21 protein-coding genes, 1 tRNA gene and 1 riboswitch are annotated in these 24,358 nt (G+C 40.3%); of the genes, 1 reads left to right on the top strand and 21 read right to left on the bottom strand.

Annotated features, from left to right (window positions below):
- Positions 1-259 precede the first annotated feature (259 nt).
- The 19 genes from ACTNC0_RS15015 to ACTNC0_RS15105 all read right to left on the bottom strand — a co-directional run bounded on the left by ACTNC0_RS15015 (position 260) and on the right by ACTNC0_RS15105 (position 21,207).
- Positions 260-347 (bottom strand) — tRNA-Ser (locus ACTNC0_RS15015).
- Between the two features lie 195 nt (positions 348-542).
- On the bottom strand, positions 543-1,253 hold the full coding sequence (locus ACTNC0_RS15020; protein ID WP_441088009.1) for a lysophospholipid acyltransferase family protein: 711 nt from the start codon (positions 1,251-1,253) through the stop codon (positions 543-545).
- A 17-nt stretch (positions 1,254-1,270) separates the two neighbouring features.
- Entirely contained in the window at positions 1,271-1,828 is a 558-nt protein-coding gene (locus tag ACTNC0_RS15025) for a hypothetical protein (protein WP_441088010.1), read from the bottom strand.
- Between the two features lie 2 nt (positions 1,829-1,830).
- On the bottom strand, positions 1,831-4,401 hold the full coding sequence (gene gyrA, locus ACTNC0_RS15030; protein WP_441088011.1) for a DNA gyrase subunit A: 2,571 nt from the start codon (positions 4,399-4,401) through the stop codon (positions 1,831-1,833).
- Between the two features lie 19 nt (positions 4,402-4,420).
- Complete coding sequence (gene gyrB, locus ACTNC0_RS15035; RefSeq protein WP_441088012.1) at positions 4,421-6,346, bottom strand: DNA topoisomerase (ATP-hydrolyzing) subunit B; 1,926 nt, start codon at positions 6,344-6,346, stop codon at positions 4,421-4,423.
- Between the two features lie 259 nt (positions 6,347-6,605).
- On the bottom strand, positions 6,606-7,457 hold the full coding sequence (gene rsmI / locus ACTNC0_RS15040; protein WP_441088013.1) for a 16S rRNA (cytidine(1402)-2'-O)-methyltransferase: 852 nt from the start codon (positions 7,455-7,457) through the stop codon (positions 6,606-6,608).
- A 91-nt stretch (positions 7,458-7,548) separates the two neighbouring features.
- Complete coding sequence (locus ACTNC0_RS15045; protein WP_117845292.1) at positions 7,549-8,289, bottom strand: tRNA1(Val) (adenine(37)-N6)-methyltransferase; 741 nt, start codon at positions 8,287-8,289, stop codon at positions 7,549-7,551.
- Positions 8,282-9,181, bottom strand: coding sequence for a PSP1 domain-containing protein (locus tag ACTNC0_RS15050; protein ID WP_117676554.1), 900 nt, complete (start codon positions 9,179-9,181; stop codon positions 8,282-8,284). Before ACTNC0_RS15050 ends, ACTNC0_RS15045 begins: the two co-directional genes overlap by 8 nt.
- A gap of 1 nt (position 9,182) precedes the next feature.
- On the bottom strand, positions 9,183-10,172 hold the full coding sequence (gene holB, locus ACTNC0_RS15055) for a DNA polymerase III subunit delta' (protein ID WP_441088014.1): 990 nt from the start codon (positions 10,170-10,172) through the stop codon (positions 9,183-9,185).
- 52 nt (positions 10,173-10,224) lie between these two features.
- Positions 10,225-10,812: a guanylate kinase gene (locus tag ACTNC0_RS15060; RefSeq protein ID WP_441088015.1), complete on the bottom strand. Its 588-nt coding sequence runs from the start codon at positions 10,810-10,812 to the stop codon at positions 10,225-10,227.
- Between the two features lie 10 nt (positions 10,813-10,822).
- The gene (locus tag ACTNC0_RS15065) at positions 10,823-12,289 is read right to left on the bottom strand and encodes an aminotransferase class I/II-fold pyridoxal phosphate-dependent enzyme (RefSeq protein ID WP_441088016.1); all 1,467 of its coding nucleotides are present in this window, start codon (positions 12,287-12,289) and stop codon (positions 10,823-10,825) included.
- Positions 12,290-12,301: 12 nt separating this feature from the next.
- Positions 12,302-12,991: a response regulator transcription factor gene (locus tag ACTNC0_RS15070; protein ID WP_441088017.1), complete on the bottom strand. Its 690-nt coding sequence runs from the start codon at positions 12,989-12,991 to the stop codon at positions 12,302-12,304.
- On the bottom strand, positions 12,988-14,136 hold the full coding sequence (locus tag ACTNC0_RS15075; protein WP_441088049.1) for a sensor histidine kinase: 1,149 nt from the start codon (positions 14,134-14,136) through the stop codon (positions 12,988-12,990). The genes ACTNC0_RS15070 and ACTNC0_RS15075 overlap by 4 nt, the downstream gene beginning before the upstream one ends.
- A gap of 259 nt (positions 14,137-14,395) precedes the next feature.
- Positions 14,396-15,577, bottom strand: a complete 1,182-nt coding sequence (gene metK, locus ACTNC0_RS15080) for a methionine adenosyltransferase (RefSeq protein WP_441088018.1) — start codon at positions 15,575-15,577, stop codon at positions 14,396-14,398.
- Positions 15,578-15,654: 77 nt separating this feature from the next.
- Positions 15,655-15,755, bottom strand: a riboswitch (SAM riboswitch).
- A gap of 95 nt (positions 15,756-15,850) precedes the next feature.
- A complete protein-coding gene (locus ACTNC0_RS15085) occupies positions 15,851-17,143 on the bottom strand; it encodes a UDP-N-acetylglucosamine 1-carboxyvinyltransferase (RefSeq protein ID WP_117676561.1) in 1,293 nt (430 codons plus the stop codon).
- Between the two features lie 228 nt (positions 17,144-17,371).
- Positions 17,372-17,884 (bottom strand): shikimate kinase, encoded by a 513-nt coding sequence (locus ACTNC0_RS15090; protein WP_441088019.1) that lies wholly within the window; start codon positions 17,882-17,884, stop codon positions 17,372-17,374.
- Between the two features lie 28 nt (positions 17,885-17,912).
- The gene (locus ACTNC0_RS15095; RefSeq protein WP_441088020.1) at positions 17,913-18,500 is read right to left on the bottom strand and encodes a flavin reductase family protein; all 588 of its coding nucleotides are present in this window, start codon (positions 18,498-18,500) and stop codon (positions 17,913-17,915) included.
- 50 nt (positions 18,501-18,550) lie between these two features.
- Positions 18,551-20,221 (bottom strand): putative manganese-dependent inorganic diphosphatase, encoded by a 1,671-nt coding sequence (locus ACTNC0_RS15100; RefSeq protein WP_441088022.1) that lies wholly within the window; start codon positions 20,219-20,221, stop codon positions 18,551-18,553.
- 80 nt (positions 20,222-20,301) lie between these two features.
- Complete coding sequence (locus tag ACTNC0_RS15105; RefSeq protein ID WP_441088023.1) at positions 20,302-21,207, bottom strand: S1 RNA-binding domain-containing protein; 906 nt, start codon at positions 21,205-21,207, stop codon at positions 20,302-20,304.
- Positions 21,208-21,573: 366 nt separating this feature from the next.
- Here ACTNC0_RS15105 and ACTNC0_RS15110 point away from each other — a divergent pair, with 366 nt between their 5' ends.
- A complete protein-coding gene (locus tag ACTNC0_RS15110; protein ID WP_117676566.1) occupies positions 21,574-22,227 on the top strand; it encodes a GTP pyrophosphokinase in 654 nt (217 codons plus the stop codon).
- 343 nt (positions 22,228-22,570) lie between these two features.
- Here the strand turns inward: ACTNC0_RS15110 and ACTNC0_RS15115 are convergent, their stop codons facing one another.
- Both ACTNC0_RS15115 and rsmA read right to left on the bottom strand, forming a co-directional pair.
- Positions 22,571-23,023: a DUF1002 domain-containing protein gene (locus ACTNC0_RS15115; RefSeq protein WP_441088024.1), complete on the bottom strand. Its 453-nt coding sequence runs from the start codon at positions 23,021-23,023 to the stop codon at positions 22,571-22,573.
- A gap of 458 nt (positions 23,024-23,481) precedes the next feature.
- A complete protein-coding gene (gene rsmA / locus ACTNC0_RS15120) occupies positions 23,482-24,351 on the bottom strand; it encodes a 16S rRNA (adenine(1518)-N(6)/adenine(1519)-N(6))-dimethyltransferase RsmA (protein ID WP_441088025.1) in 870 nt (289 codons plus the stop codon).
- Positions 24,352-24,358: the final 7 nt, after the last annotated feature.

Here is a 24,358-nt window from a genome sequence, read left to right on the forward strand (position 1 = left end):
AACCGTTCTTAAAAATGTAAAGAATTTTCGAGAATCGTATGTGTTTCACTGTTTAGTTATCAAGGTTGTCTGTCTTGCGACAGCTTGTTTATTTTATCATGTTGTTTTTGATTTGTCAAGAACTTTTTTAAGTTTTTTTCAAATCTTTTTCCAACCGATTCACTGCCCGTTGACAGCTTGTTTACTTTATCATAGTCTCAAGCGTTTGTCAACATCTTTTTTATTTTTTTAAAAAAAGCATTTTTTCAAAAAAACAAAGCGGAGAAGGAGGGATTTGAACCCTCGCGCCGCGTTAGCGACCTATACCCTTAGCAGGGGCACCTCTTCGGCCTCTTGAGTACTTCTCCAGACTCCGAACTAATAGTTCAATATTAAATTCGAATGCACTTTGAAACTTCCCGAAGCGCATTTGTAATTATATGTAAAAAAACCTGTTTTGTCAACAGGTTTTTTTACTTTTTTTCATATTTTTTATTTTCAACTTCTTTTCGTCATTGATTCTATAGCGAATCATAACTATTTTCCAGCATAAATACGCAATTTTAGGCATATCTGGCTATGGTTTCTTCGATACGTCTTTTTACCTCTGATGCAATTTCTGTTGTTTTCATATCCTTATATTCTTCATAATATATTGGTTCCAGAAAATGCACCTGTACAGTCAGCTTCTTAATAGAGCCTGTATCAAATGCTTTAAAAGAATCGATCAATGCGACCGGCACGATCGGACATTTTGATTTTGTTGCGGCTTTAAAGCTCCCGCCTTTAAATTCCTGCGGATGATTTCCATCTTTGCTTCTGGTTCCCTCTGCAAAGATCAGATAGTTGCGTCCTTTCTTTACCTCTTTGATAACCTGAAGAATCACCTGCATAGACTGTCTTACATCCTCACGATCGATCATAAAAGCTTTCATGCATGCAAATACCTGTTTCAGAAACGGAACATCCGTAAGTTCCTTCTTGGCAACTACAGAGAATGGCACCGGGCATACTTGTATGATTGCAAGTACATCAAACAATCCCTGATGATTTGGAAAGAACATAAATCCATTTTTTTTTGGTATGTTCTCTACTCCATGTGCATCAATGATCAGGTTTCCTCCCCGTATTGCTCTGTGGTCTACCTGTTGTAGAAGCTTATATCTTTCCTCTTCTGTATAGCGGTCCACATGTGACGCATACCAGCACAACTTGAACCATCCATATGGAACAAAGAAAAGATTTCTCAATACCATAAATAATATTCTTTTCATTTTTTGTCCTCGATATATTATGATCCTATTTTTTCCGAAATCTTATCTTCATATCCCGGATTCTTCTTGATAAATGTCTCGTATGCTTTTGTATATGTCTTATATGAATCTGTTTTCATAAATTTGGCATACTCTGTCGCAGCCTGAGTTCTCATATCATCTGTGATCTGAGATGGAGCCATGATATAATATGTTTTATCCTGTTTACCTACCATATAGGTTCCTACACATGGATACTCCTGGTCATCCTCCAGAACCAGATTATATGTAATATATACATATGTATACTTATCATTCTCTGAAAGAATCTCACAGTTCTGAACAGATACTTTCTTTGGATTATGTGCTTTAAAGTAATTGAGCGTTGCCGTAATTTCTGTCTGAAGATCTGCTTCGGTATTATCTTTCTGATTATAGCAGTCTTTTACTTTGCTTTCTTTTCCATCAACATAGGACTGTATCAGTTCCTCTGTTACTTTTTCCGGTGATTTATGACTTACACCCCCGCATCCTGCCACGCAGAGTGTCAGTAATACCAACACTCCCGCTACAAGATATCTATACCATTTTTTCATGGTTATTCCTCTTCTCCTCTGTTCTCACCCTGTGCATCCTGAGCAGTTTCTTCTGTTATAGCTGATACAGCTTCTGAAATTTCCTCTCCTGCTACCAGCTGTGTATTCTGGTCTTTCTCTTCTTTATCCCTTACTTTGGCTACGCTGGCTACAGTTACACCCTCTGTAAGATTAATCAGTTTTACACCTGAGGTGATTCTTCCAAGAATGGAAATATCGGAGCATGCAATTCTGATAATAATGCCTTCTGTCGTGATCAGCATTACTTCGTTATCCTCATTTACAGCTCTCGCACCAATTACATCACCGGTTTTCTCTGTAATCTTATAACACTTCACACCTTTTCCGCCACGATTCTGGCAGGTAAATTCACCCATAGAAGTACGTTTACCCATACCATTAGCAGATACGATAAGCAGACAGTCTCCCTGAGAATTCAGCTGCATGGAGACAATTTCATCGCCATCATCAAGGTTCATGCCTCGTACACCCATGGAAGTCCTTCCGGTGCTTCTTACATCTGTCTCTTTGAAGCGGATACACTGGCCATTCTTTGTAACAAGAATAATATCTTTCTTATCATCAGTTAATTTGACTTCGATCAACTCATCATCATCGCGCAGAGTAATCGCTGCCAGTCCTGTCTTACGGACATTTGCATAGTCCTCAGTCGGAGTTTTCTTCACAAGGCCGTTCTTTGTAGCCATCATCAGATAATTTCCCTCATCAAACTTACGGATTGGGATCACTGCTGTGATAAATTCACCCGGCATAAGCTGTAAGAGATTAATGATTGCTGTTCCTCTTGCGGTACGTCCTGCCTCAGGAATCTCATATGCTTTCAGACGGTATACTCGTCCTGTATTTGTGAAGAACATCAGATAATGATGTGTGGTCGTCATCAGAAGTTCTTCAATGTAATCGTCTTCAAGAGTCTGCATTCCCTTGATTCCTCTTCCACCTCTGTTCTGACTTCTGAAATTATCTACTGTCATTCTCTTGATATATCCCAGTTTAGTCATTGTGATTACTGTATTCTCTCTTGGAATCAGATCCTCTGTAGAGATATCATATACGTCAAATCCAATGGCAGTCTTTCTCTCATCTCCATATTTCTCTGCGATTGCGAGAATTTCTTCACGAATCACGCGAAGCAGAAGATTTCTGTCAGCAAGAATTGCTTCGTATTTGCGGATTTTTTCCATTAAGTCAGCATACTCTGCTTCCAGTTTCTCTCTTTCCAGACCTGTCAGGGCACGCAGACGCATATCTACGATTGCCTGAGCCTGAACGTCCGTCAGCTCGAAACGCTCCATTAATTCCTGTTTTGCGATCTGTACATTCTGAGAAGCTCTGATAATACGGATTACTTCATCAATATTGTCAAGAGCTTTCAGCAGACCCTCTAAGATATGAGCACGTTCTCTTGCCTTATTCAGATCATATTTTGTTCTTCTGGTCACTACATCTTCCTGGTGAGCCAGATAGTATTCCAGCATTTCCTTCAGGTTTAACACTTTTGGTTCAAGACTTCCGTTATTTGGAATAAGAGAAAGCATATTTACGCCAAAAGTATCCTGCAGCTGTGTATGCTTGTACAGTAAATTCAGAACTACGTTCGCATTTGCATCTTTTCGCAGATCAATACAGATTCTCATGCCTTCACGGCTGGAATGGTCGTTAAGGTCTGTGATTCCATCAATCTTTTTATCTCTTACAAGATCTGCAATTTTTGAGATAAGACGCGCTTTGTTTACGAGGTATGGAAGCTCTGTAACGATAATTCTGGATTTTCCGTTTGGAAGAGTCTCAATATTTGTTACCGCACGTACGCGGATCTTTCCACGTCCTGTCCTGTATGCCTCTTCAATTCCTCTTCTGCCAAGAATCGTGGCACCAGTTGGGAAATCAGGACCTTTTACGATGTCCAGGATTTCCTCCATAGTGGTTTCTCTCTGTTCTTCAATCGTGTTATCAATGATTTTGACAACAGCATCTATAACTTCTCTCAGATTATGAGGCGGAATATTGGTTGCCATACCTACCGCAATACCGGAAGTTCCGTTTACCAGAAGATTTGGATAACGGGATGGCAGAACAACAGGCTCTCTCTCTGTCTCATCGAAGTTTGGCTGGAAATCAACTGTATCTTTGTTGATATCTGCCAGCATTTCCATGGAAATCTTGCTCAGACGTGCCTCTGTGTATCGCATGGCTGCTGCCCCGTCACCGTCTACAGAACCAAAGTTTCCATGTCCGTCTACCAGCGGATATCTGGTAGACCATTCCTGTGCCATATTTACAAGTGCACCATAAATAGAACTGTCACCATGTGGGTGATATTTACCCATTGTATCACCGACAATACGCGCACATTTACGATGTGGCTTGTCAGGACCATTATTCAACTCTATCATGGAATACAATACACGACGCTGAACCGGTTTCAGACCATCTCTTACATCCGGCAATGCTCTGGACGCGATAACGCTCATTGCATAGTCAATGTAAGAGTCCTTCATGGTCTTTTCCAGATCCACCTCGTGGACTTTGTCAAAAATATTATCTTCCATTTATCTATTCTCCCTATTATCAGATATCCAGATTCTTTACAAATCTTGCATTCTCTTCAATAAATTCACGTCTTGGCTCTACTTTATCACCCATCAGTGTAGTAAATGTCAGGTCGATTTCAGAAGTTGCTGCTTCATCCATGGTAACCTTGAGAAGAATTCTCTTCTCCGGATCCATAGTTGTCTCCCAAAGCTGGTCTGCATCCATCTCTCCAAGACCTTTGTATCGCTGAATCTTGTTATTTCCGTCACGACCGATATCTGTCAGAATCTGATTCAGCTCATCATCATCGTATGCATACCATACTTTCTTGTTCTTTTCAATCTTATATAACGGTGGCTGAGCAAGGTATACATAACCCTGTTTGATAAGTTCCGGCATAAAACGATACAGGAAAGTCAGCAGTAAAGTCGCGATATGTGCACCATCGACATCGGCATCAGTCATGATAATGATCTTGTGATATCTAAGCTTACTGATATCAAAGTCATCATGGATACCTGTTCCGAAAGCTGTGATCATTGCTTTGATTTCAGCATTTGCATAAATCTTGTCCAGACGTGCTTTCTCTACATTCAGGATCTTACCTCTCAGTGGAAGAATCGCCTGTGTTACACGATTTCTGGCTGTCTTTGCAGAACCACCGGCGGAATCTCCCTCTACGATGTAAATTTCGCAGTTCTCCGGATTCTTGTCTGAACAGTCAGCAAGTTTTCCAGGAAGTGACATATTATCAAGTGCTGATTTTCTTCTGGTGAGATCACGAGCCTTACGTGCAGCCTCACGTGCTCTCTGTGCAAGGACAGATTTCTCTACGGTAGCTTTCGCTACTGTCGGATTCTGTTCAAGGAAGATTTCAAGCTGTCTGCTTACCACGCTGTCAACAGCACCTCTTGCTTCGCTGTTTCCAAGTTTCTGTTTTGTCTGTCCCTCAAACTGAGGATTCTCAATCTTGACACTGACAATAGCAGTCAGACCCTCTCGGATGTCATCACCACTCAAGTTCGGTTCGCTGTCTTTGAGCAATTTATTCTTTCTTGCATAATCATTGAATGTTTTAGTCAGAGCATTTCTGAAACCTACAATATGAGTACCGCCCTCAGGTGTATTAATGTTATTTACAAATCCATAGCAGTTCTCGGTATAAGAGTCATTGTGCTGCATGGCAACTTCTACAGATACACCGTTCTGCTGCCCTTCACAGTAAATAATCTCCGGATACAGTGCCTCTTTACTTCTGTTAAGATAGCTTACAAACTCACGGATACCACCTTCGTAATGGAAAACTTTCTCTCTTTCCATTCCTTCTCTGGTATCTTTCAGACAGATTCTCAGTCCTTTTGTCAAAAACGCCATCTCTCTCAGACGCTGTTTCAGGATATCGTAGTCATATACTGTTTCCTCAAAGATTTCTTTATCCGGCAGGAATACAACAGTCGTTCCTGATTTATCCGGCTCACAATCTCCTACAACTTTCAGAGGATACATTGTTTTACCACGCTCATAACGTTGCTGATAAATTTTACCTTCATGGTAAATTTTTACTTCCAGCCAGGTAGAAAGTGCGTTTACTACAGATGCACCTACTCCATGAAGACCACCTGAAACCTTGTACCCTCCACCGCCGAACTTACCACCGGCATGAAGAATGGTGAATACTACTTCGACAGCAGGAATTCCTGCTTTATGATTGATACCTACCGGAATACCACGTCCGTTATCTACGACTGTGATAGAATTATCCGGATTAATAACTACCTGAATCTCCGTACAAAATCCAGCAAGTGCTTCGTCAACTGCATTGTCTACGATCTCATAAACCAGATGATGAAGACCTCTGCCGGATGTACTTCCGATATACATACCTGGTCTCTTTCGTACGGCTTCCAAACCTTCCAGAATCTGGATTTGATCCGCTCCGTATTCTGTATTTTCTCCGCCCATTTCTTTCCTCCTGTTATATATAGTTATCACCAGAATATATCTGAAAACCCTTGCGGGTTAATTTCCACAAGAAACCATGAACTGGGTTACTGTTCACTTCATTCTCAGTAACTAAACAGGTCTTCAAATATATTCTGGTATTTGGACATAATAATACAAATTTATTATAGCACAAAAGCCTGTTTCTTGCTACAAATTATATAAAAAGAATCCCCGCTAACGGGAATTCTCCTATAAATTCTTCTGTGGTTTTTGCTTCTTATTCATCCGAATTGTTAATGAGATACTGATAAACATCTCTCTTCGTCATACCTCTGTCATTTGCCACCAGTTTCATGGCTTCTTTTCTGGAATGGCCTTTGTTTTCGTATAGTTCCATATGTTCTTCTATCGTTATTTTTTCCCAGGAAGCTTTCTGTTCTTCTTCCATTTCTTTTCTGCTTCTGCCTTCGATTACCAGAACACATTCACCCAGTGGTTTCTCCGTCTGATAATACAGAATCAGATCATCAATCGTAGAATGAAAAGCAGTTTCATGTTTCTTTGTCAGTTCTCTGCAAAGCGTCATCCTGCGGTTTCCCAACGTTTCTTTCAGTTCCTCCAGAGTCCTTACCAGTCTGTGGGGTGCTTCATAGAGAATAATGGTTCTCGTTTCATTCTTCAGTTCTTCCAGAATCTGTTTTCGTTCTTTCTTATCTGCCGGCAGAAAAGCTTCAAAAGCAAATCTTCTCGTTGGTAGCCCGGACAATGTCAGTGCTGTAATACAGGCAGCAGGTCCAGGAAGTGATGTTACCTCGATTCCAGCCTCATAACACATCGCAGCCAGTTCTTCTCCCGGATCAGAAATACCAGGTGTGCCTGCATCTGTGATCAATGCAACATTCTGGCCTTCCTGCATTTTGTTGATCAGTACATATGCCTTGTCGATTTTGTTATATTCATGATAGCTGGTCATAGGTGTCTTTATATCAAAATGATTCAGCAGTTTGATACTGTTTCTGGTATCTTCTGCTGCGATAAGGTCCACTTCTTTTAATGTGCGAAGTACCCGGAGTGTGATATCCTCCAGGTTTCCTATGGGTGTTGCGCACAAATACAATTTACCACTCATAATTTATTCCTCTCATATTACTTTGCCGATAATGTTTTTTTGTAGCTGTAAAGCAACTGAACAATTATGATTTTTCCACAATTCCTGTTCATCAGATCATATCATAAATCTTCAGGATATTCTCCGTATAAACTCCCGGCTCTTTATATACGATCAACGGCGGCTCCACTGTCACTCTGGAATTTCCGCCTTTTAATGCCTCAATCAGAACCATATTCGGCTCTCTGTCTATGTATGGATACACCAGCTGCATTCTTTTCGGCTCCAGGCGGTATTTTGTAAGAACATTCATAATCTCTGCAAGCCGAAATGGTCTGTGCACCATATAAAATCTCCCACGCTCTTTCAGAACTTTTGCTGCCTGACTTACCACATCTTCCAGATTACATAATACTTCATGTCTGGCGATTGCCTTTGGCATATCCGGATTTCTCAGTCCGTGCTGTCCAATCATATAAGGTGGATTGCTTGTCACTACATCAAAAGAGGCCGCCCCAAAAATCTCAGCAGCCTCTTTAATATCTCCCTGCACGATATCAACATCGTTCTCCAGGTGATTATACATGACACTGCGTCCGGCCATATCTGCACATTCCTGCTGAATCTCAAGGCCTGTGAAATGTTTTCCACTTGTTTTAGCCTTGAGCAGAATCGGAATAATTCCTGTTCCTGTTCCCATGTCCAGAGCAATCTCACCTTTTTTCACTTTTGCAAAGCCGGAAAGAAGAACCGCATCCATTCCAAAACAGAATTTATCCGGATCCTGAATCACATAATATCCGTTTTGAAGGTCATCTACGCGTTCGTTATCTTTTACCAGCTGATCAGTCATTTAATTTGGAATCTCCTTTTTTGTCTTCCAGATTTCCAAGTTCCTTTAATTCTTTGTCTGAGACTTTGACTTTCTTCTTTCTAGGACGGAATTTCAGTTCATCCACCGGAAATTCCTGAATCTCTTTCTCGTCATTAATCTCAACGATTACCTTTACACGCTGACGAAGTACGTTCACACTGTGTACAGTTCCTGTAAGTCCATCCGGAGTTGTGACAGAATCGCCCAGTCCCGGAAGTTTCTTATTCAGTTCCTCATATGTTTCCTGCTCATTCTTCAGACAGCACATTAATCTTCCACATACTCCGGAAATCTTTGTCTGGTTAAGAGACAGATTCTGCTCTTTCGCCATCTTAATAGATACCGGTGCAAATTCTGAAAGATAAGTATGACAGCACAAACATCTTCCACATATACCGATTCCACCAAGAATCTTCGTTTCATCACGAACACCGATCTGTCGAAGTTCAATACGTGTTTTGAAAATTGCTGCGAGATCCTTTACAAGCTGACGGAAATCAATTCTGCCGTCTGCCGTAAAATAAAACAATACTTTATTGTTATCAAATGTATATTCCGCATCTATCAGCTTCATCTCCAGACCATGCTCACGAATCTTCTTCTGACAGATTTTAAACGCTTCTCTCTCTCTGACTCTGTTCTGTGCCTCTCGCTCATCGTCCTCCTTTGTCGCTACGCGGAGTACTTCTTTGAGAGGATGAACAACATCTTCCTCACCTACTTCTCTCGGTGCAAGTACAACTTTCCCGTACTCTATTCCACGGGCAGTCTCCACGATCACATGATCGCCAGTTTTAATCTCGTAATCCTTAGGGCTGAAATAATAAATCTTGCCTACATTACGAAATCTTACGCCTACTACTTTTGTCATTCTATTTCTCCCTGATCGTCAGGAACAGTAATTCAAATGCCAGGTCAAAATTAACATTTGCTTTCAGACGTACCTTTGTCTTCTGAATGGAATCCAGGATTTTCTCCAGATTTTCATAGGAACGCTGTTTCGCCTGTTCTCTGATAAAATTAATTTCCTGCTTAAATACCAGATTATCAACTTCCTGTGTTGCCTTGAACATCAGGACATCTCTGAACCAGAACTGGAAAATATCCAGATAATCATTAATGTTCTGTTTCTCTCCTGAAAGGCTCTTGATCGCATCTGACAGTTCATAAACTTCCATGGTATTTGCATATTTAAGGATTCTCAGTGCATTCTGCGTCATCTCTGCAAATTCCTGGGAAGTGGCGGCTTCCTTTGCTCTTCCGATACTTCCCTGTGCAAAAGACGCATCAATCTCTGCCTGATAGTCAGGAACATGAAGATGTTCCATCAGGTATTTCTTCACAAGACCATCATCTACTACCTTCAGGTCAAGACGAACACATCTTGACTGAATCGTTGGAAGCAGTCCGCCTATATTATTCGTCAATAACATGATCACTGCATATTCCGGCGGCTCCTCAATTGTTTTAAGAAGAGCATTCTGTGCCTGCGGTGTCATAAGATCTGCATCTGCAATAATATAAATCTTGTAGGGACTGTAATATGGCCTGATATCCACATCATGAATCACCTGATCCCTGATCTCATCAATTGTGATCGTTCCCGGTTTCTCATGTGTAACCATAATAATATCCGGATGATTCTTGCCCATAGCTTTCTTACAGGAATCACATTTCTGACACGGTTCTGTACCGCCGGCTTCACATTGGAGTGTAGCCGCAAAAGTTCCTGCAAGAAGTTTCTTACCAGAACCTGGTTCGCCGGTAAAAATATAAGAATGCGATATTTTTCCCGCATCTATTGCATTTTTTAAATGTCCGATAATCTCATCATGTCCGATAATGTTGTTAAATCCCATCATAAGAATCACCTCACCAGTCCGTTTTGTAAGATATTATACCATAAAAGAAGATCTATTGCATAGATTTTATATAATTTACGATTTCTTTCACACATTCGTCGAGATCTATATTCTGAAAACGTTTCCATATTCCGGCCCGGAGAATGTTCTCCTCTGAGAAATCCGACTGGTCCGCAATAAACCGTCTGCACATTTCCTCGTATTTCGGATTTGCCTGCTCACGCTCCCTCTTAAGAGCGCGGCTAAGTCTTTCACCATCTTCTACCTGGATATAAACAGGACAGACCGCATCATCCCCATAATATTTACGCATTTTCTTAAAAGATTCCAGCGTTCCAATACCAAGGTAATCAGAACCAGTCAGGTCCACCTGTCCGTCATCTGCGGTAAAATATGTCCAGATTCCGTGAACGGTATGATATGCTCTCGCCTCGATCAGATTTCCGTTTCTGCGAAATTCTTTCAGTTTCTTATCATCTACAAAGTAGTAATTCCTCCCATCCTGTTCCCCCGCCCTGATAGGGCGTGTCGTATACAGGACCAATGTCTTTAAATTCAGTTCCTTATGTGCGGCCAGAAGTGAATAAATTCTGTCTTTTCCGGACGCACTTTTTCCCATAATGTAAAATATCTTTCCCATGTCTGCTATTTTATTCCTTTGCCGGACTGTCATCTTCCTGTCCCGATTCATTTCGGGCCGCCACGCAGATCGTCTCAGCAGATATATCACTAAGCCCCTGCACTTCCAGTCCCTGTTCCATGTATCTTCTCACATTTCGTACGAATTGTCCAGTTATCTGCTCTCCCGGCACAATAATCGGGATTCCCGGCGGATACAGGTAAGCAAACTCTGCACTGACCTTTCCAATACTCTCTTCCAGAGGATATCTTCTCTGCTGTGCATCCATTGCCTGGGAAATACTCATAAGCTGCTTCATTCTCGCATAAGAAACAGTCTCCTGGGATTCCTCTGCTGAAGCTACGAATTCTGTCTCTGTATCAATCTGTTCAATCGCATCACATAATCTTTCAAATCCCTCTTTGGTATCTCCAACTGCCGCAATCCCCAGCGCATATTTCTCCGCTTCCATTTCCATCTCAATATGAAATCTGTCGCGAAGCATCCCGTGAAGCTGATGTCCATTAATTGAAGTTTCCACTGTTGAAAAGAGAAGCTTCGATCTGTCAAAATCATAGATTCCGGTTCCCTTAATCATAGAGGCTTCGATCAGCCTTATCTTTTCACAATTTGACAGTCGCTGTCTGGCTTGTTCCAGATTAAAGGTAAATTCCCGAAACATCTGCTGCCCATCTTTTTTTAATTTATCCATACACGCATCCATGCTTGCCATCAGAATATAAGAAGGACTGCTGGTCTGATAAATGCCCATAAATCTTCTGATTTTCTCCACATCTGCCATGTCACTGCATATATGAATCACCGCTGTCTGTGTCATAGATGGAAGCGTTTTGTGAAAACTCTGAATGACGATATCTGCTCCCAGATCTGCCGCCGAAACCGGAAAATAATCCGAAAAATGAAAATGTGCACCATGTGCTTCATCCACAATCAGTGGAATCCCATGTCTATGCACCATTTCTGCAATCGCCTTTATATCAGACACAATTCCGTCATATGTAGGAGATGTCAGCAGAAATGCCTGTACATCCGGATTTTCTTCCAGATATCTTTCCACACGCTCGGCAGAAATCCCTCCGTTTATCCCCAGCCGGTGATCTTCGTGTGGATAAATATAGACAGGCTGTAATTCTCTTAAGTACAATGCATGATAAACTGCTTTATGACAGTTTCTTGCCACAAGTATCCTGCCACCTTTACTTACGCTTGCACTGACTGCTGCCAGAAGTGCAGCTGTGCTTCCATTTACACTAAAAAAACATTTCTTTGTCCCATAAATCTTAGCTGCATATTCCTGTGCTTCCTTCAGGATTCCTTCTGCATGATGAAGATTATCAAATCCGGAAATCTCCGTAATGTCTCTCTCAAAAGGAAACTCTCCTGCTGAAGATGCCTTATTTCGCTTATGTCCCGGCATGTGAAATGGATAATAATCCGACTGCCCATAACTTTTTAATTTTTTATATAATCTTTCCATTTTCTTCCTTTTTTATACTTTAAATCTGTAACCTACCCCCCAGATTGTCTCAATATACTGCGGTTTGGCCGTATTAAATTCGATTTTTTCACGAATTTTTTTAATGTGAACAGTAACTGTTGCAATGTCTCCCACTGATTCCATATCCCAGATTTCTCTGAACAGTTCTTCTTTAGTAAATACTCTGTTAGGATTCTCTGCAAGGAATGTAAGAAGATCATACTCTTTGGATGTAAAGGTTGTCTCCTCTCCGTTCACCCATACACGGCGTGCAGTCTTGTCAATCTTAATGCCTCGAATCTCCACAATATCATTCTTTCTCACATTTGATCCGATCAGACGATTATATCTGTCCATATGTGCCTTGACTCTGGCTACCAGCTCACTCGGGCTAAATGGTTTTGTCATATAGTCATCTGCGCCAAGCCCCAGACCTCTGATCTTATCTATATCATCTTTCTTTGCAGACACCATAATAATTGGTGTATTTTTCTCCTGACGCACCTGTCTGCAGATATCAAAGCCATCCACTTCCGGCAACATCAGATCCAGAATGATCAGATCAAATTCCTCATTCAGTGCCTTAGTCAGCCCTATATCTCCTCTGTTACAAATCTCAACCTCAAATCCGGACAGTTCCAGATAGTCTTTCTCCAGATCTGCGATTGCTTCTTCATCTTCTATGATTAAAATCCTGCTCATTTCATTGGTACCTCCTGATACTTTCTAAGTACAAAATACATAATCGTGCCGATTCCAAGTCTGCTTGTAGCCCAGACCTTTCCACCATGATCCTCAAGAATTTTCTTTACAATGGAAAGTCCGATTCCACTTCCACCCTTGGAAGAATTTCTCGACACATCCGTTCTGTAAAAACGGTCAAAAATAGATGGAAGATCTTTTGCAGCTATTCCTTTTCCATTATCCTCTATCTCAACCTGTATGAAATCACCTACGTCTTTAACACGAATCTGAATGATTCCCTTCGGTTTATCCATATATTTGATGGCATTACTGATAATGTTATGGATTACACGACGGATCTGTTCACCATCTGCGATTACCTGTACGCCACTCTCCACATAATTCGCATATACCAGTTCTATTCCTCTTGTTTCCAGTTCCAGTCCCGTTTCTTCCGCACAGTCGCTGAAATAATCCTCTACATTCAGTTTACTGAATGTATATGGAATTCTGTTTGTATCAATCTTGGAATAAAAGGTCAGCTCGTTAATCAGATGATCCATCTCATTCGTTTTGTTATAGATGGTCTTTACATAACGATCCATTTTCTCCGGAGTGTCTGCCACCCCATCCATAATGCCTTCTACATATCCTTTCACTGCGGTGATAGGTGTTTTAAGATCGTGGGAAATATTACTGATCAGTTCCTTGTTCTCTTTATCCAAAAGAACTTTCTCTTCTGCCGACTCTTTCAGCCGTTTTCTCATCTCTTCAAAATCTCTGCAAAGCTCTGAGAATTCGTCATCTCCCTCTACTTCCAGAACGAAGTCCAGATTTCCCTCTTTGATATTCTGAGTCGCTTTCTTTAATTTTACCAGTGGTGTTGCAATGCTTCTGTATATCCACAACCCTATCGACAAAGATGTAAAAACCAGAATTACCGTCGCCGTAAATAATACATCTTTGGCTATCAATCTTACCTGAGTCTGGCTGTTGGCTGATTCTCCAACAGAAATATCATACACAACCTCTGAAGAATTCTTTGCCTGCTGCGCAAATTTCGTATGGCTTAATCCATATAAAGTTGCTGAAAATAAAAGCAGCGGAACCAGAATGCTCATGCTGAACCCCACTATGATCCTTGTCTTTAACTTCATTTGAATCATCCTTTATCTTTTTTATTTAACCGGATCAAACAAGTTTCCCATTTCCATTACAAGGCACAAAACAGCAACCTTATCCAATCCGGACAGCTTAAAAATATTATATCATAAAGTCTCTTTGCCATATCTAAATTTTCTATAAAAAGAACAGGAATCATCTGTCAGATATTTCCAGATAATTCCTGTTTCCTCTTTTTTGTATTTCAATTTTCTCACAACTGTATTTTCACAGTTGCTGCAATATCTTCCCTGCTATCAATTATGCAAGATATTTCTTAAGGTCATCAATTTTGTCAAGATGTTCCCATGGAAGATCTACATCTGTACGACCAAAGTGTCCGTAAGCAGCTGTCTGTTTGTAAATCGGTCTTCTCAGGTCAAGCATCTTAATGATTCCAGCCGGACGAAGGTCAAAGTTCTCACGAATAATCTCAACCAGTTTTGTATCAGAAAGTTTGCCTGTTCCAAATGTTTCTACGTGGATAGATGTCGGATGAGCAACACCGATTGCATAGGAAAGCTGAATCTCACATTTATCTGCAAGACCTGCTGCAACGATATTCTTTGCAACATAACGTGCAGCATATGCTGCAGAACGGTCAACCTTTGTACAGTCTTTTCCGGAGAAAGCTCCGCCGCCGTGACGACCAGCTCCACCATAAGTATCAACAATGATCTTACGTCCTGTAAGTCCACTGTCACCGTGAGGTCCGCCTATTACGAAACGTCCTGTCGGGTTGATAAAGTACTGTGTATTCTCATCTACCATATCTGCCGGGATAATCTCATCAAATACATATTTCTTGATATCTTCATGAATCTGCTCCTGAGTTACATCCGGATCATGCTGTGTAGAGCATACAACAGTATCGATACGGAAAGGTTTTCCAGCTTCATCATATTCAACTGTAACCTGAGTTTTTCCATCTGGTCTTAAGTAAGTTAATGTACCGTCTTTACGAACTTTTGTCAGCTGACGTGCAAGTTTATGTGCCATGTTGATTGCATATGGCATATATTCTTCTGTTTCGTTTGATGCGTAACCAAACTGGATACCCTGGTCTCCGGCTCCGATAGCGTTAATCTCCTCTTCACCCATCTTAGCTTCCAGTGCTTTATCTACACCAAGAGCGATATCTACAGACTGTTTATCCAGAGCTGTGATAACTGCACATGTATCTGCGTCGAAACCATATTTACCACGGTCATATCCAATCTCACGAACAGTATCTCTTACGATCTGCTGAATATCGATATTTGCAGTTGTTGTGATTTCCCCCATTACCAGTACAAGACCTGTTGTTGTAGCTGTTTCGCATGCAACACGTCCCATTGGATCCTGTTCCATGATTGCATCAAGAATGGCATCGGAAATGGCATCGCACATTTTATCCGGATGGCCTTCAGTTACAGATTCAGAAGTAAATAAAATTTTCTCCATTGTATTCTCCTTTTTTCTATGTGTTAACAAAAAGAAACAGCCCGAAGTAATCGGACTGTCTGATTATCTCAACAATCCTCTTATTGTTCGATCACTCGCTCAGGTTGGCACCTTCCTCCACTAAAGGGGTTGCCGTGGCTTCGCAGATCCTTTGTATCTCCACCACTCTGAATAAAAGGCTATTACTAATTATTAACTTTCATTAATATTGCTGCACACCATACAATATACTTAACATCGATAATTGTCAAGCTATTTTTTTGGTATTTTTTATCATCCCACTCTTAAACGGAATTTCTGGATTTCTTTCTCACTGGATACTCTCTCGATCTCAGCGCCAAGGGATCTGAGCTTCTCTTCGAAATTCTCATATCCTCTCTGGATATAAACGATATCATCAACAATAGTGATTCCATCTGCTGCAAGACCTGCAATTACAAGAGCTGCACCGGCACGAAGATCAGGAGCACTTACTCTTGCACCTGTAAGCTTCTTCACTCCATCAATAATTGCTGAATTACCTTCAACCTTGATATTAGCTCCCATACGGGAAAGTTCATCCGCATATTTAAATCTGTTCTCAAAAATGCTCTCTGTTACAATACTGGTGCCTTCTGCAAGCGCCAGTGTTACAGCGATCTGTGGCTGCATATCTGTCGGATATCCCGGGTATGGGAGAGTCTTTACATGAGTACGATGAAGTCTGCCTGTAGAACGTACACGAACTGCATCATCAAATTCTTCAACTTCGCATCCGATTTCCTCAAGCTTAGCAGTAGTTGCCTCTAAGTGTTTCGGGATTACATTCTTAACTGTAATATCTCCGCCAGTTGCTGCTGCCGCAAACATAAATGTACCAGCTTCAATCTGATCCGGAATAATAGAATATTCTGTACGGTGAAGTTTCTCTACACCTTTAATACGGATAACATCAGTTCCTGCACCCTTAATATTAGCTCCCATGCTGTTTAAGAAGTTTGCAACATCTACTACATGCGGCTCTCTGGCTGCGTTTTCCAGGATAGTACGTCCCGGAGCCAGTGATGCTGCCATCATAATATTGATTGTTGCACCAACAGAAACAACATCAAGGAAAATATGGCTTCCATGAAGTTCATCTGCTTTTGCAACGATCGCGCCATGCATGATATCAACCTCAGCACCAAGTGCTCTGAATCCCTTCAGATGCTGATCTATCGGACGGCTTCCGATATTGCATCCGCCCGGAAGCGGTACTTCTGCATGTTTGTACTTACCAAGAAGTGCTCCCAGCAGATAGTAGGAAGCTCTGATCTTCTTGATATATTCATAATCAACACTTACATCTCCAATTGTAGATCCGTTAATCTTTACAGTAGATTTATCAATACGGTCTACCTGTGCTCCAATACCAGCGATTGCTTCAAGCAATACATTGATATCCCTTACATCCGGCAGATTCTCTATAAGAATCGTCTCATCAGTCATTATGGCCGCTGCAAGAATAGCAAGTGCCGCATTCTTGGCACCGGCAATCTCAACCTCACCGACTAAAGGGTTGCCTCCTTTAATAACATACTGTTCCATATCACACCTCTATAATTATTTTCACTCCACGAGCAGAATTAAGTACATCTTACTCCATACAAAAACAGCTTTTTTGCGGGTTTTATAACAACGTACATTTTATTTCAAATGAATATATGTTTATACTAAACGATCATCTTATTTTAAAGTCAGTTGTATATTATAACATATATTTGTCATTTGTAAACAAAAATTATTTACCACTATCCGCTTCAGGACCTGTAATAATCACTTTCCCTGCTCTTTGATATGTATTATCTCCAGAATTGTTCTGAGACTTTCATCCAAATCTTTCCCATCCTCATCAATGGTAATATCTGCATATTTTTCGTATAAAGGTACTCGTTCTTCGTATAAGTCTTTCAGGCTTTGTCCATCCTTGAGCAGAACTCCACGTCCCTTAAGATCTCCAAGTCTTTTGGATAAAGCTTCCAGAGATAATTTAAGATAAATAACTTTACCTATGGATTTCAGATGCTCCATTGCTTCCTCGCAGTAAATAACACTTCCGCCAGGCGCAATCACTGTATCTGTCACATGAATAGCCGCATTAACACGATTCTCTATTTCCATAAAACGTTCCGGCCCGTCCTGCGCTATGATTTCAGAAAGTTTTCTTTTCTCCTCTTTCTGAATCAGAAGATCAGAGTCCAGAAACTCATATCTCAAAGCTTTTGCAAGAATAACTCCTATTGTACTTTTCCCTGAGCCGGGCATTCCTATTAATGTCACATTATTCATGTTTATGTCCTTTCATTTTACCATACTTTTATCGTTTTTTACCGGAAAATTTTTTCTTCTTTTTTACGCTGTAACCAAAGGTTCCCAGTTTCTTTCCGATTCCCAGATATTCACCATGGGAATATACCAGCGGCTTCGCATCATTGAGATGGAATTTCTTCTTCTCATCCATATATTCCGGATCTGCATGGACTGCAAGTACATCTGCCAGAAACATATGATGAGAGCCTAACTCCAGAACCTGTTTCACTCTGCACTCAATACTTACCGGAGATTCGGCGATCATCGGTGCTTTAATAAATTCTGCCTTTTCCTTTGTAAGCCTCATTTCCTTAAACTTATCAACATCCCGGCCGGAACGTACACCACAATAATCTGTAGCATATGCCAGCTTCTCCGTTGTCAGGTTTATTACAAATTCCCCTGTTTTTCTGATCATATCATAAGAAAAACGGGATGGTCTTACGGAAATGGATACCATGGGCGGATTGGTACACACAGTCCCTGCCCATGCAACTGTAATAATATTATCATTACCCTCTCCGTCAGAAACACTTACCATAACTGCCGGAAGAGGATAAAGCATATTTCCTGCTTTCCAAGTCTCTTTTGCCATTCTATATTCCTTAACTGTTTTATTGTTAACGCACGATAATTCACCACTTATCAGCTGTAGTCATTCTGTCCCGCCTGTGCAGCTTCCATAAGTGCCGGAATCAGCTGTTTCTTACGTGAAACTACACCTTTCAGGTCAAAGACACCATCCTTCGGTTCCATATGGAATGCAATACGCGCCATTTCTTCACTGCCCTCACCATAATAAAGAAGTTCAGTAGACTCCTCAATAATATTAGTAAGCATAAAGAATACGCGGGTAACTCCATGGCGACCACACTCGCTGACCATAAACGGAACCAGTCGTTCTTTTATTTCTACCAGCTCGTCGCTGTCCATAGAACTGATCTGTCCAACACCAAAGTTTATCTCGTCTTCTGCGATAAACTTCTTGTAATCCTGATAGAAAATCTCTTCCGGAGATTTATCTTTGAGGTTACTTCCTGCCTTAAACATTTCTCTGGCAAATTTTTCAATATCGATTCCTGCGATTAATGCCAGCGCACCTGCTGCCATTTTATCTGATAAAGTGCAGGTCGGTGAACGGAACATCAAAGTATCTGAAATAATCGCAGCGCAGAGAAGTCCGGCGATGGTCGGTGAAATTTCAAGCTTCTGTTCGCCATACATTTCATACAGAATCGTTGCCGTACATCCAACCGGCTGATTTCTGAAAGAGATTGGTGCCATTGTCTCTAAAGAACCAAGTTTATGATGGTCAATGATCTCTACAATCTCTGCCTTATCAATATTATCTACCGCCTGGTCTTTCTCATTATGATCCACAAGTGCAACTTTCTTCTTGTGCATATCCAGGAAGTTTCTTCGGGAAATCGTTCCGATACATTTTCCCTTTTTATTGATTACAGGGAATGCACGATGACGGTGTTTGATCATCTCATTCTGAATATCATCGGTGAAATCTTCTGTGTTAAATGTAACCAGATTATCTGTTTTCATGATATATCTTACCGGAATACTCTGGTTGATCAGTCTCGCAATTGTAAATGTATCGTACGGAGACATAATGATCGCGATTTCTTTTTCATGAGCAAGTTTAATTACTTTCTCACTGACTTCAATTCCCATTCCAACGATAATACAGCTTACGTTCTGTGCAATTGCCTGAAGATGATCCTCTTCTCTGTCTCCCATGATGATCAAGTCATCTTCTTCAATATAAGCTTTGAGCATTTCCGGATTTGCTGTTCCTACCAGAACTTTTCCCTTTGTAAAATATCCATGCTCATTTCCCTCTATCACAGTACCTGCAATTGTTTCGGCAATTCTTCTGTACTGTGTTCTTGCTCTGGATAACAGATAGCTATCCGTTGTATCCATATAAGTCTTGGCGATATCGCCGATAGTGATCAGACCTTCCAGCTGCCCGTCCTTATCTCTGATCGGGAGAGATACGATACTCTTCTCCATCATCAGATCCCATGCATTCTTCAGGGACATACCCTTGTCTGCATCCGGACTCATACGGATATCCATATCCTTTACCTGAGTTCCGATATTAGACAGATATCCCGGTGGCTGCATTCCAAAACGGTTTAATACATATTCTGTTTCATCATTAATCTGTCCTGCACGTTTCGGAATATATTTTACTTTCTGAGAAGTCCTGTTTTTGATGTCCGCATAGGCGATTGCTGAACAGATAGAATCCGTATCGGGATTCTTATGACCTATTACAAATATTTTTTCCTGATTTCTCATACAGATTTTAACCTCAATTATAAATTTTAGTGTAACGATTCAGCCGTCCACTAACTGTGAAGATACTGGCCCGTTGCAATTTAGTTTAACTTAATGTTTGCAAAAAGAGACGCAAGAGAAGTGGATGCTTCTTCCTTGGAATCCGGAAGTTCGATCACCTCTTCTTCGATTTCCTTAGCCATCATATCCGTAGCTTCTTTGATACTCAGACTTAATTTTCCATCTTTAACAGCAGTTACTTTGACTTTTACTTTGTCTCCGACTGTCAGAACTTCAGATGGTTTCTTGATTCTTTTCTCACAGATCTGAGAAATGTGTACAAGTCCTGATAAACCATTTCCAATGTCTACGAAAGCGCCATAAGGCTGCAGACTCTCAACCACACCTTCCGTTACAAGACCTACCTGTACATTGGAGATTTTTGTTTTTCTCTCTTCTTCTGCTTTCTCTCTTAATATTTCCTTTGCAGAAAGAATTAATCTGCCTTTTTCTTTATCAATATCAAAAACCTGAACCTGAATTGGTTTATTCAGATATTCATTTGTATCCTCTACATAGTTTAACGCAAGCTTTGATGCGGGAATAAATCCACGCACGCCTTCTACATATGCGATCACACCGCCGTTTACGATTCCCTTTACTACTACATCGATAACTTCCTTGGAATCCTTTAACTCTTTCAGTTTATCCCATGCCTCCACATCTGCTGCCTCCACTCTGGAAAGAAGAATATTTCCGTTTCCATCATCTTTTCTTACAACCGTTGCAGAAACTTCATCTCCCACGTGAACTTCTTCTTTTAATGAAAATCCCGGTTCTCTGCTGTAATCTTCTGCCGGAATGATTCCCTCTGCATAATATTTAAGGTCAATTACAACCTCTTTTTCATCTACACTGATCACAGTTCCTGTAAGAATATCTCCTTCTTCAATTTTCTTAAAAGAAGCTTCCAGTTCTGTTTCGTAATCTTTCATTGATTCAGCCATTATTTGTTCTCCTTTACCTGGATTTGTTATATAATGCGTTGCTGTTTCCTTAGAGCGTATTTGAAAAAAAAGCTCTGGTTTCTGGCAAGTTAAAAACCAACTTTTTGCAAACATTATAGCACAATCACTTTAAGAATGGAAATCCGAATTTCCGGGCAGATATTTACACAACTAAAAATTTATATGGTATAATAGTGTTATTATTGACTGACAGTATTTTACAATTTGTCAGGAAGTTAATTTTTTAATCTATTTTTTTTAATTCACTTACCTCTGAAATACAAAAAAAGCAGAAAATAAATACAGCAATGACTTCAAAGGTATCGCATAGAAAAATATAATTGAGCATAGAAAGGACTTTCGTATATGAATTATGATTCTGTCCCATTGAGGGACTTTAAAGAGCTAAATGACTGGGAAACTGTTATTTTCGTTTATCAGTCTGCTCTCAAGCAGATCGAAACAAAGATTAATATTTTAAATGGTGAGTTTCAACACCGCCATAAATATAATCCTATCGAACATGTAAAATCCAGGATCAAAACTCCGGAGAGCATTGTAAAGAAATTGAAACGACATGGATATGAATCCAGTATTGAAAATATGGTTCGATATGTTAACGATATTGCAGGAATCCGAATCAGCTGTTCCTTCACTTCTGACATTTATCTGATTGCAGATATGATTTCCAAACAGAATGATCTGACAATTCTCGCAAGACGCGACTATATGAAAAACCCAAAGAAGAGTGGTTACCGAAGTTACCATATGCTGGTTACCACACCTGTCTTTCTTTCCGACAGTATCATTGATACCAAAGTAGAGATACAGATTCGTACAGTAGCACAGGATTTCTGGGCAACTCTGGAGCACAAAATGCATTACAAATTTGAGGGAGACGGACCAGACTACATCACAAAGGAATTAAGAGAATGTGCCAGATATGTAGCCGAGCTGGATGCCCGCATGGAAGAACTCAATAACGAAATCCAGAAATATGGGAAAAAAAATCCTCTATAAAACGAGGAGTGCCCCGGCAGTGGTTTACCGGGGCTATTATTATGAAAAAAATTTATGTGTAATGATAACACATTACAACGTCTTTCGTAGGTTCTTTCGAACTGTCTATATAATAGCAATTATTTATGAATAAAATATGAACTTGCCGTTAACTTTCGTTCATTTGCACAATTAATTCTATTTTTTATACTTTTTTTTAGGAAATTACCACATATATTTTATTTTTGCAATTCCTTGCACTTGTACATGTTGTATATCTTCATCACGTTCATATGTCCGTATCAGGCGGATATCTTTTCTCTGAAAGTCCGGCAGCAGTCATATCCTTTTAATTCATATTCTTTTAATTAAAGAGACTCTTTGCAAAATCAAATAATTTATGCAGAATTCCTTTTACTTCCTCTTTGCCGATTCCCATTTCTTCAAGCTTATCATAAACCTTTGTCACAGTACTTCTCAGCTGCTCCTCGTTAATATCTGAATTCTTGACCTGCTTAACGATCGTGACGATTTTATTCTCTTCCTCATCAGTAAGACTTACTCCAACAGTATTTTCTGCTGTCTGGATTACCTCTTTGATCTGGTCATCCGAAATATCCTGATCCGCCACAGCATCTTTTACATACATAATGATATCCACAACTTTATCCGGATCAGAAACGAGAGAATCTATTTCATTATCTGAGATAATCTCCTGTACTGATTCAACTGCATCTGATGCCATTACAGGTATTGCCGGTGTCGTGCACATGATCACTCCTGCAACAATAAGTGTTCCCAGTTTTTTTATTCTCATAATCTAAATTACCTCCATAACCAATAACAACCTGGGGCATCAATCATTCAACCTTTGTAACTGTTCAGTACCTTCACAGTTACAAGTCGAAAAGCCAAATCATTAACACCCCGATAACTGTTCATATTATCTGATGTTTCTTATTTTTCCTTTTTACCGGCACATTATAACACACTTACTTTTCCCTCTGTAAAGTAAATATCACTTCACATACTACCTTCATAAATCATTTGACATTTGTTCAAAATTTTTTCACATCTTAAACATGATTCTATCATAATTCCAAGATATACTAAGACCATAAAAATAATAAAGCCAACATTATTTTTATAAAATTTCTTTTTCATATGTTGATTGCCCGAAAAGGACAATTAACTCTCCTTCCTTTTAAAAAATAAATTTGAACGTAATATAAAAAGCATCCGACTAGCCACCGGATGCTTTTTATATTCATATTTTTATAAACTGCTGAAAGCATTTGCAATCTGTGCAAACTGCTCAAGTGTCAGTGCTTCTCCTCTGATATTCAAAGAAAGTCCACACATTCCCAGAGCCTCCTCTATCTGCTCTTTTGAAAAAGGAATCTCTGGTGAATTCTTCAGACCATTCACCAGTGTCTTTCTTCTCTGATTAAAGGATGCCCGGATAATTCGGAACATCAGCTTCTCATCGTTCACCTCAACCGGCGGTTTCGCATATCTTTCCAGTCTGATCACAGCACTTCCAACCTTCGGTCTTGGCATGAAACAATTCGGCGGTACATTTGCAACGATCTGAGGTTTCGCATAATACTGTACTGCCAGTGAAAGAGCTCCATAGTCTTTTGTTCCGGGTCCTACCTGCATTCTGTCCGCAACCTCTTTCTGTACCATGATCGTGATTGAATCAATCGGAACCTGATTCTCAAATAATCCCATAATGATAGGGGTAGTAATATAATACGGTAAATTCGCAACCACCTTGATCGGACGTCCCTGGTTCTTCTCAAATGCAAGCTTCCGGATATCCACTTTAAGGATATCATTATTGATCACTGTTACATTATCCCAGTTTTTTAATGTGTCCTTCAAAATCGGAATCAGTGTCGTATCAATCTCGACTGCCGCAACTTCCCTGGCTGCTTCAGCCAGGTACTGCGTCATTGTTCCGATTCCCGGACCAATTTCCAATACGAAATCGTCCTTTGTAATCTGCGCTGAATCTATGATCTTATCCAGAACATGAGTATCGATCAGAAAGTTCTGACCAAACCTTTTCTGGAATGCAAAATTATACTTCTGAAGCACTTCTATGGTATACTTTGGATCTCCTAGATACGGTCTGGGCATAGTCTTT

The sequence above is a fragment of the Blautia sp. HCP3S3_B11 genome (assembly GCF_052064435.1).
In the GTDB taxonomy this organism is placed as follows: domain Bacteria; phylum Bacillota; class Clostridia; order Lachnospirales; family Lachnospiraceae; genus Blautia_A.

What these genes read in the sequence shown, in the direction of transcription:
- ACTNC0_RS15020 (WP_441088009.1), bottom strand. Translation starts at nt 1,253, where the DNA reads ATGAAAAGAATATTATTTATGGTATTGAGAAATCTTTTCTTTGTTCCA.
- ACTNC0_RS15025 (WP_441088010.1), bottom strand. Translation starts at nt 1,828, where the DNA reads ATGAAAAAATGGTATAGATATCTTGTAGCGGGAGTGTTGGTATTACTG.
- gyrA (WP_441088011.1), bottom strand. Translation starts at nt 4,401, where the DNA reads ATGGAAGATAATATTTTTGACAAAGTCCACGAGGTGGATCTGGAAAAG.
- gyrB (WP_441088012.1), bottom strand. Translation starts at nt 6,346, where the DNA reads ATGGGCGGAGAAAATACAGAATACGGAGCGGATCAAATCCAGATTCTG.
- rsmI (WP_441088013.1), bottom strand. Translation starts at nt 7,457, where the DNA reads ATGAGTGGTAAATTGTATTTGTGCGCAACACCCATAGGAAACCTGGAG.
- ACTNC0_RS15045 (WP_117845292.1), bottom strand. Translation starts at nt 8,289, where the DNA reads ATGACTGATCAGCTGGTAAAAGATAACGAACGCGTAGATGACCTTCAA.
- ACTNC0_RS15050 (WP_117676554.1), bottom strand. Translation starts at nt 9,181, where the DNA reads ATGACAAAAGTAGTAGGCGTAAGATTTCGTAATGTAGGCAAGATTTAT.
- holB (WP_441088014.1), bottom strand. Translation starts at nt 10,172, where the DNA reads ATGATGGGATTTAACAACATTATCGGACATGATGAGATTATCGGACAT.
- ACTNC0_RS15060 (WP_441088015.1), bottom strand. Translation starts at nt 10,812, where the DNA reads ATGGGAAAGATATTTTACATTATGGGAAAAAGTGCGTCCGGAAAAGAC.
- ACTNC0_RS15065 (WP_441088016.1), bottom strand. Translation starts at nt 12,289, where the DNA reads ATGGAAAGATTATATAAAAAATTAAAAAGTTATGGGCAGTCGGATTAT.
- ACTNC0_RS15070 (WP_441088017.1), bottom strand. Translation starts at nt 12,991, where the DNA reads ATGAGCAGGATTTTAATCATAGAAGATGAAGAAGCAATCGCAGATCTG.
- metK (WP_441088018.1), bottom strand. Translation starts at nt 15,577, where the DNA reads ATGGAGAAAATTTTATTTACTTCTGAATCTGTAACTGAAGGCCATCCG.
- ACTNC0_RS15085 (WP_117676561.1), bottom strand. Translation starts at nt 17,143, where the DNA reads ATGGAACAGTATGTTATTAAAGGAGGCAACCCTTTAGTCGGTGAGGTT.
- ACTNC0_RS15090 (WP_441088019.1), bottom strand. Translation starts at nt 17,884, where the DNA reads ATGAATAATGTGACATTAATAGGAATGCCCGGCTCAGGGAAAAGTACA.
- ACTNC0_RS15095 (WP_441088020.1), bottom strand. Translation starts at nt 18,500, where the DNA reads ATGGCAAAAGAGACTTGGAAAGCAGGAAATATGCTTTATCCTCTTCCG.
- ACTNC0_RS15100 (WP_441088022.1), bottom strand. Translation starts at nt 20,221, where the DNA reads ATGAGAAATCAGGAAAAAATATTTGTAATAGGTCATAAGAATCCCGAT.
- ACTNC0_RS15105 (WP_441088023.1), bottom strand. Translation starts at nt 21,207, where the DNA reads ATGGCTGAATCAATGAAAGATTACGAAACAGAACTGGAAGCTTCTTTT.
- ACTNC0_RS15110 (WP_117676566.1), top strand. Translation starts at nt 21,574, where the DNA reads ATGAATTATGATTCTGTCCCATTGAGGGACTTTAAAGAGCTAAATGAC.
- ACTNC0_RS15115 (WP_441088024.1), bottom strand. Translation starts at nt 23,023, where the DNA reads ATGAGAATAAAAAAACTGGGAACACTTATTGTTGCAGGAGTGATCATG.
- rsmA (WP_441088025.1), bottom strand. Translation starts at nt 24,351, where the DNA reads ATGCCCAGACCGTATCTAGGAGATCCAAAGTATACCATAGAAGTGCTT.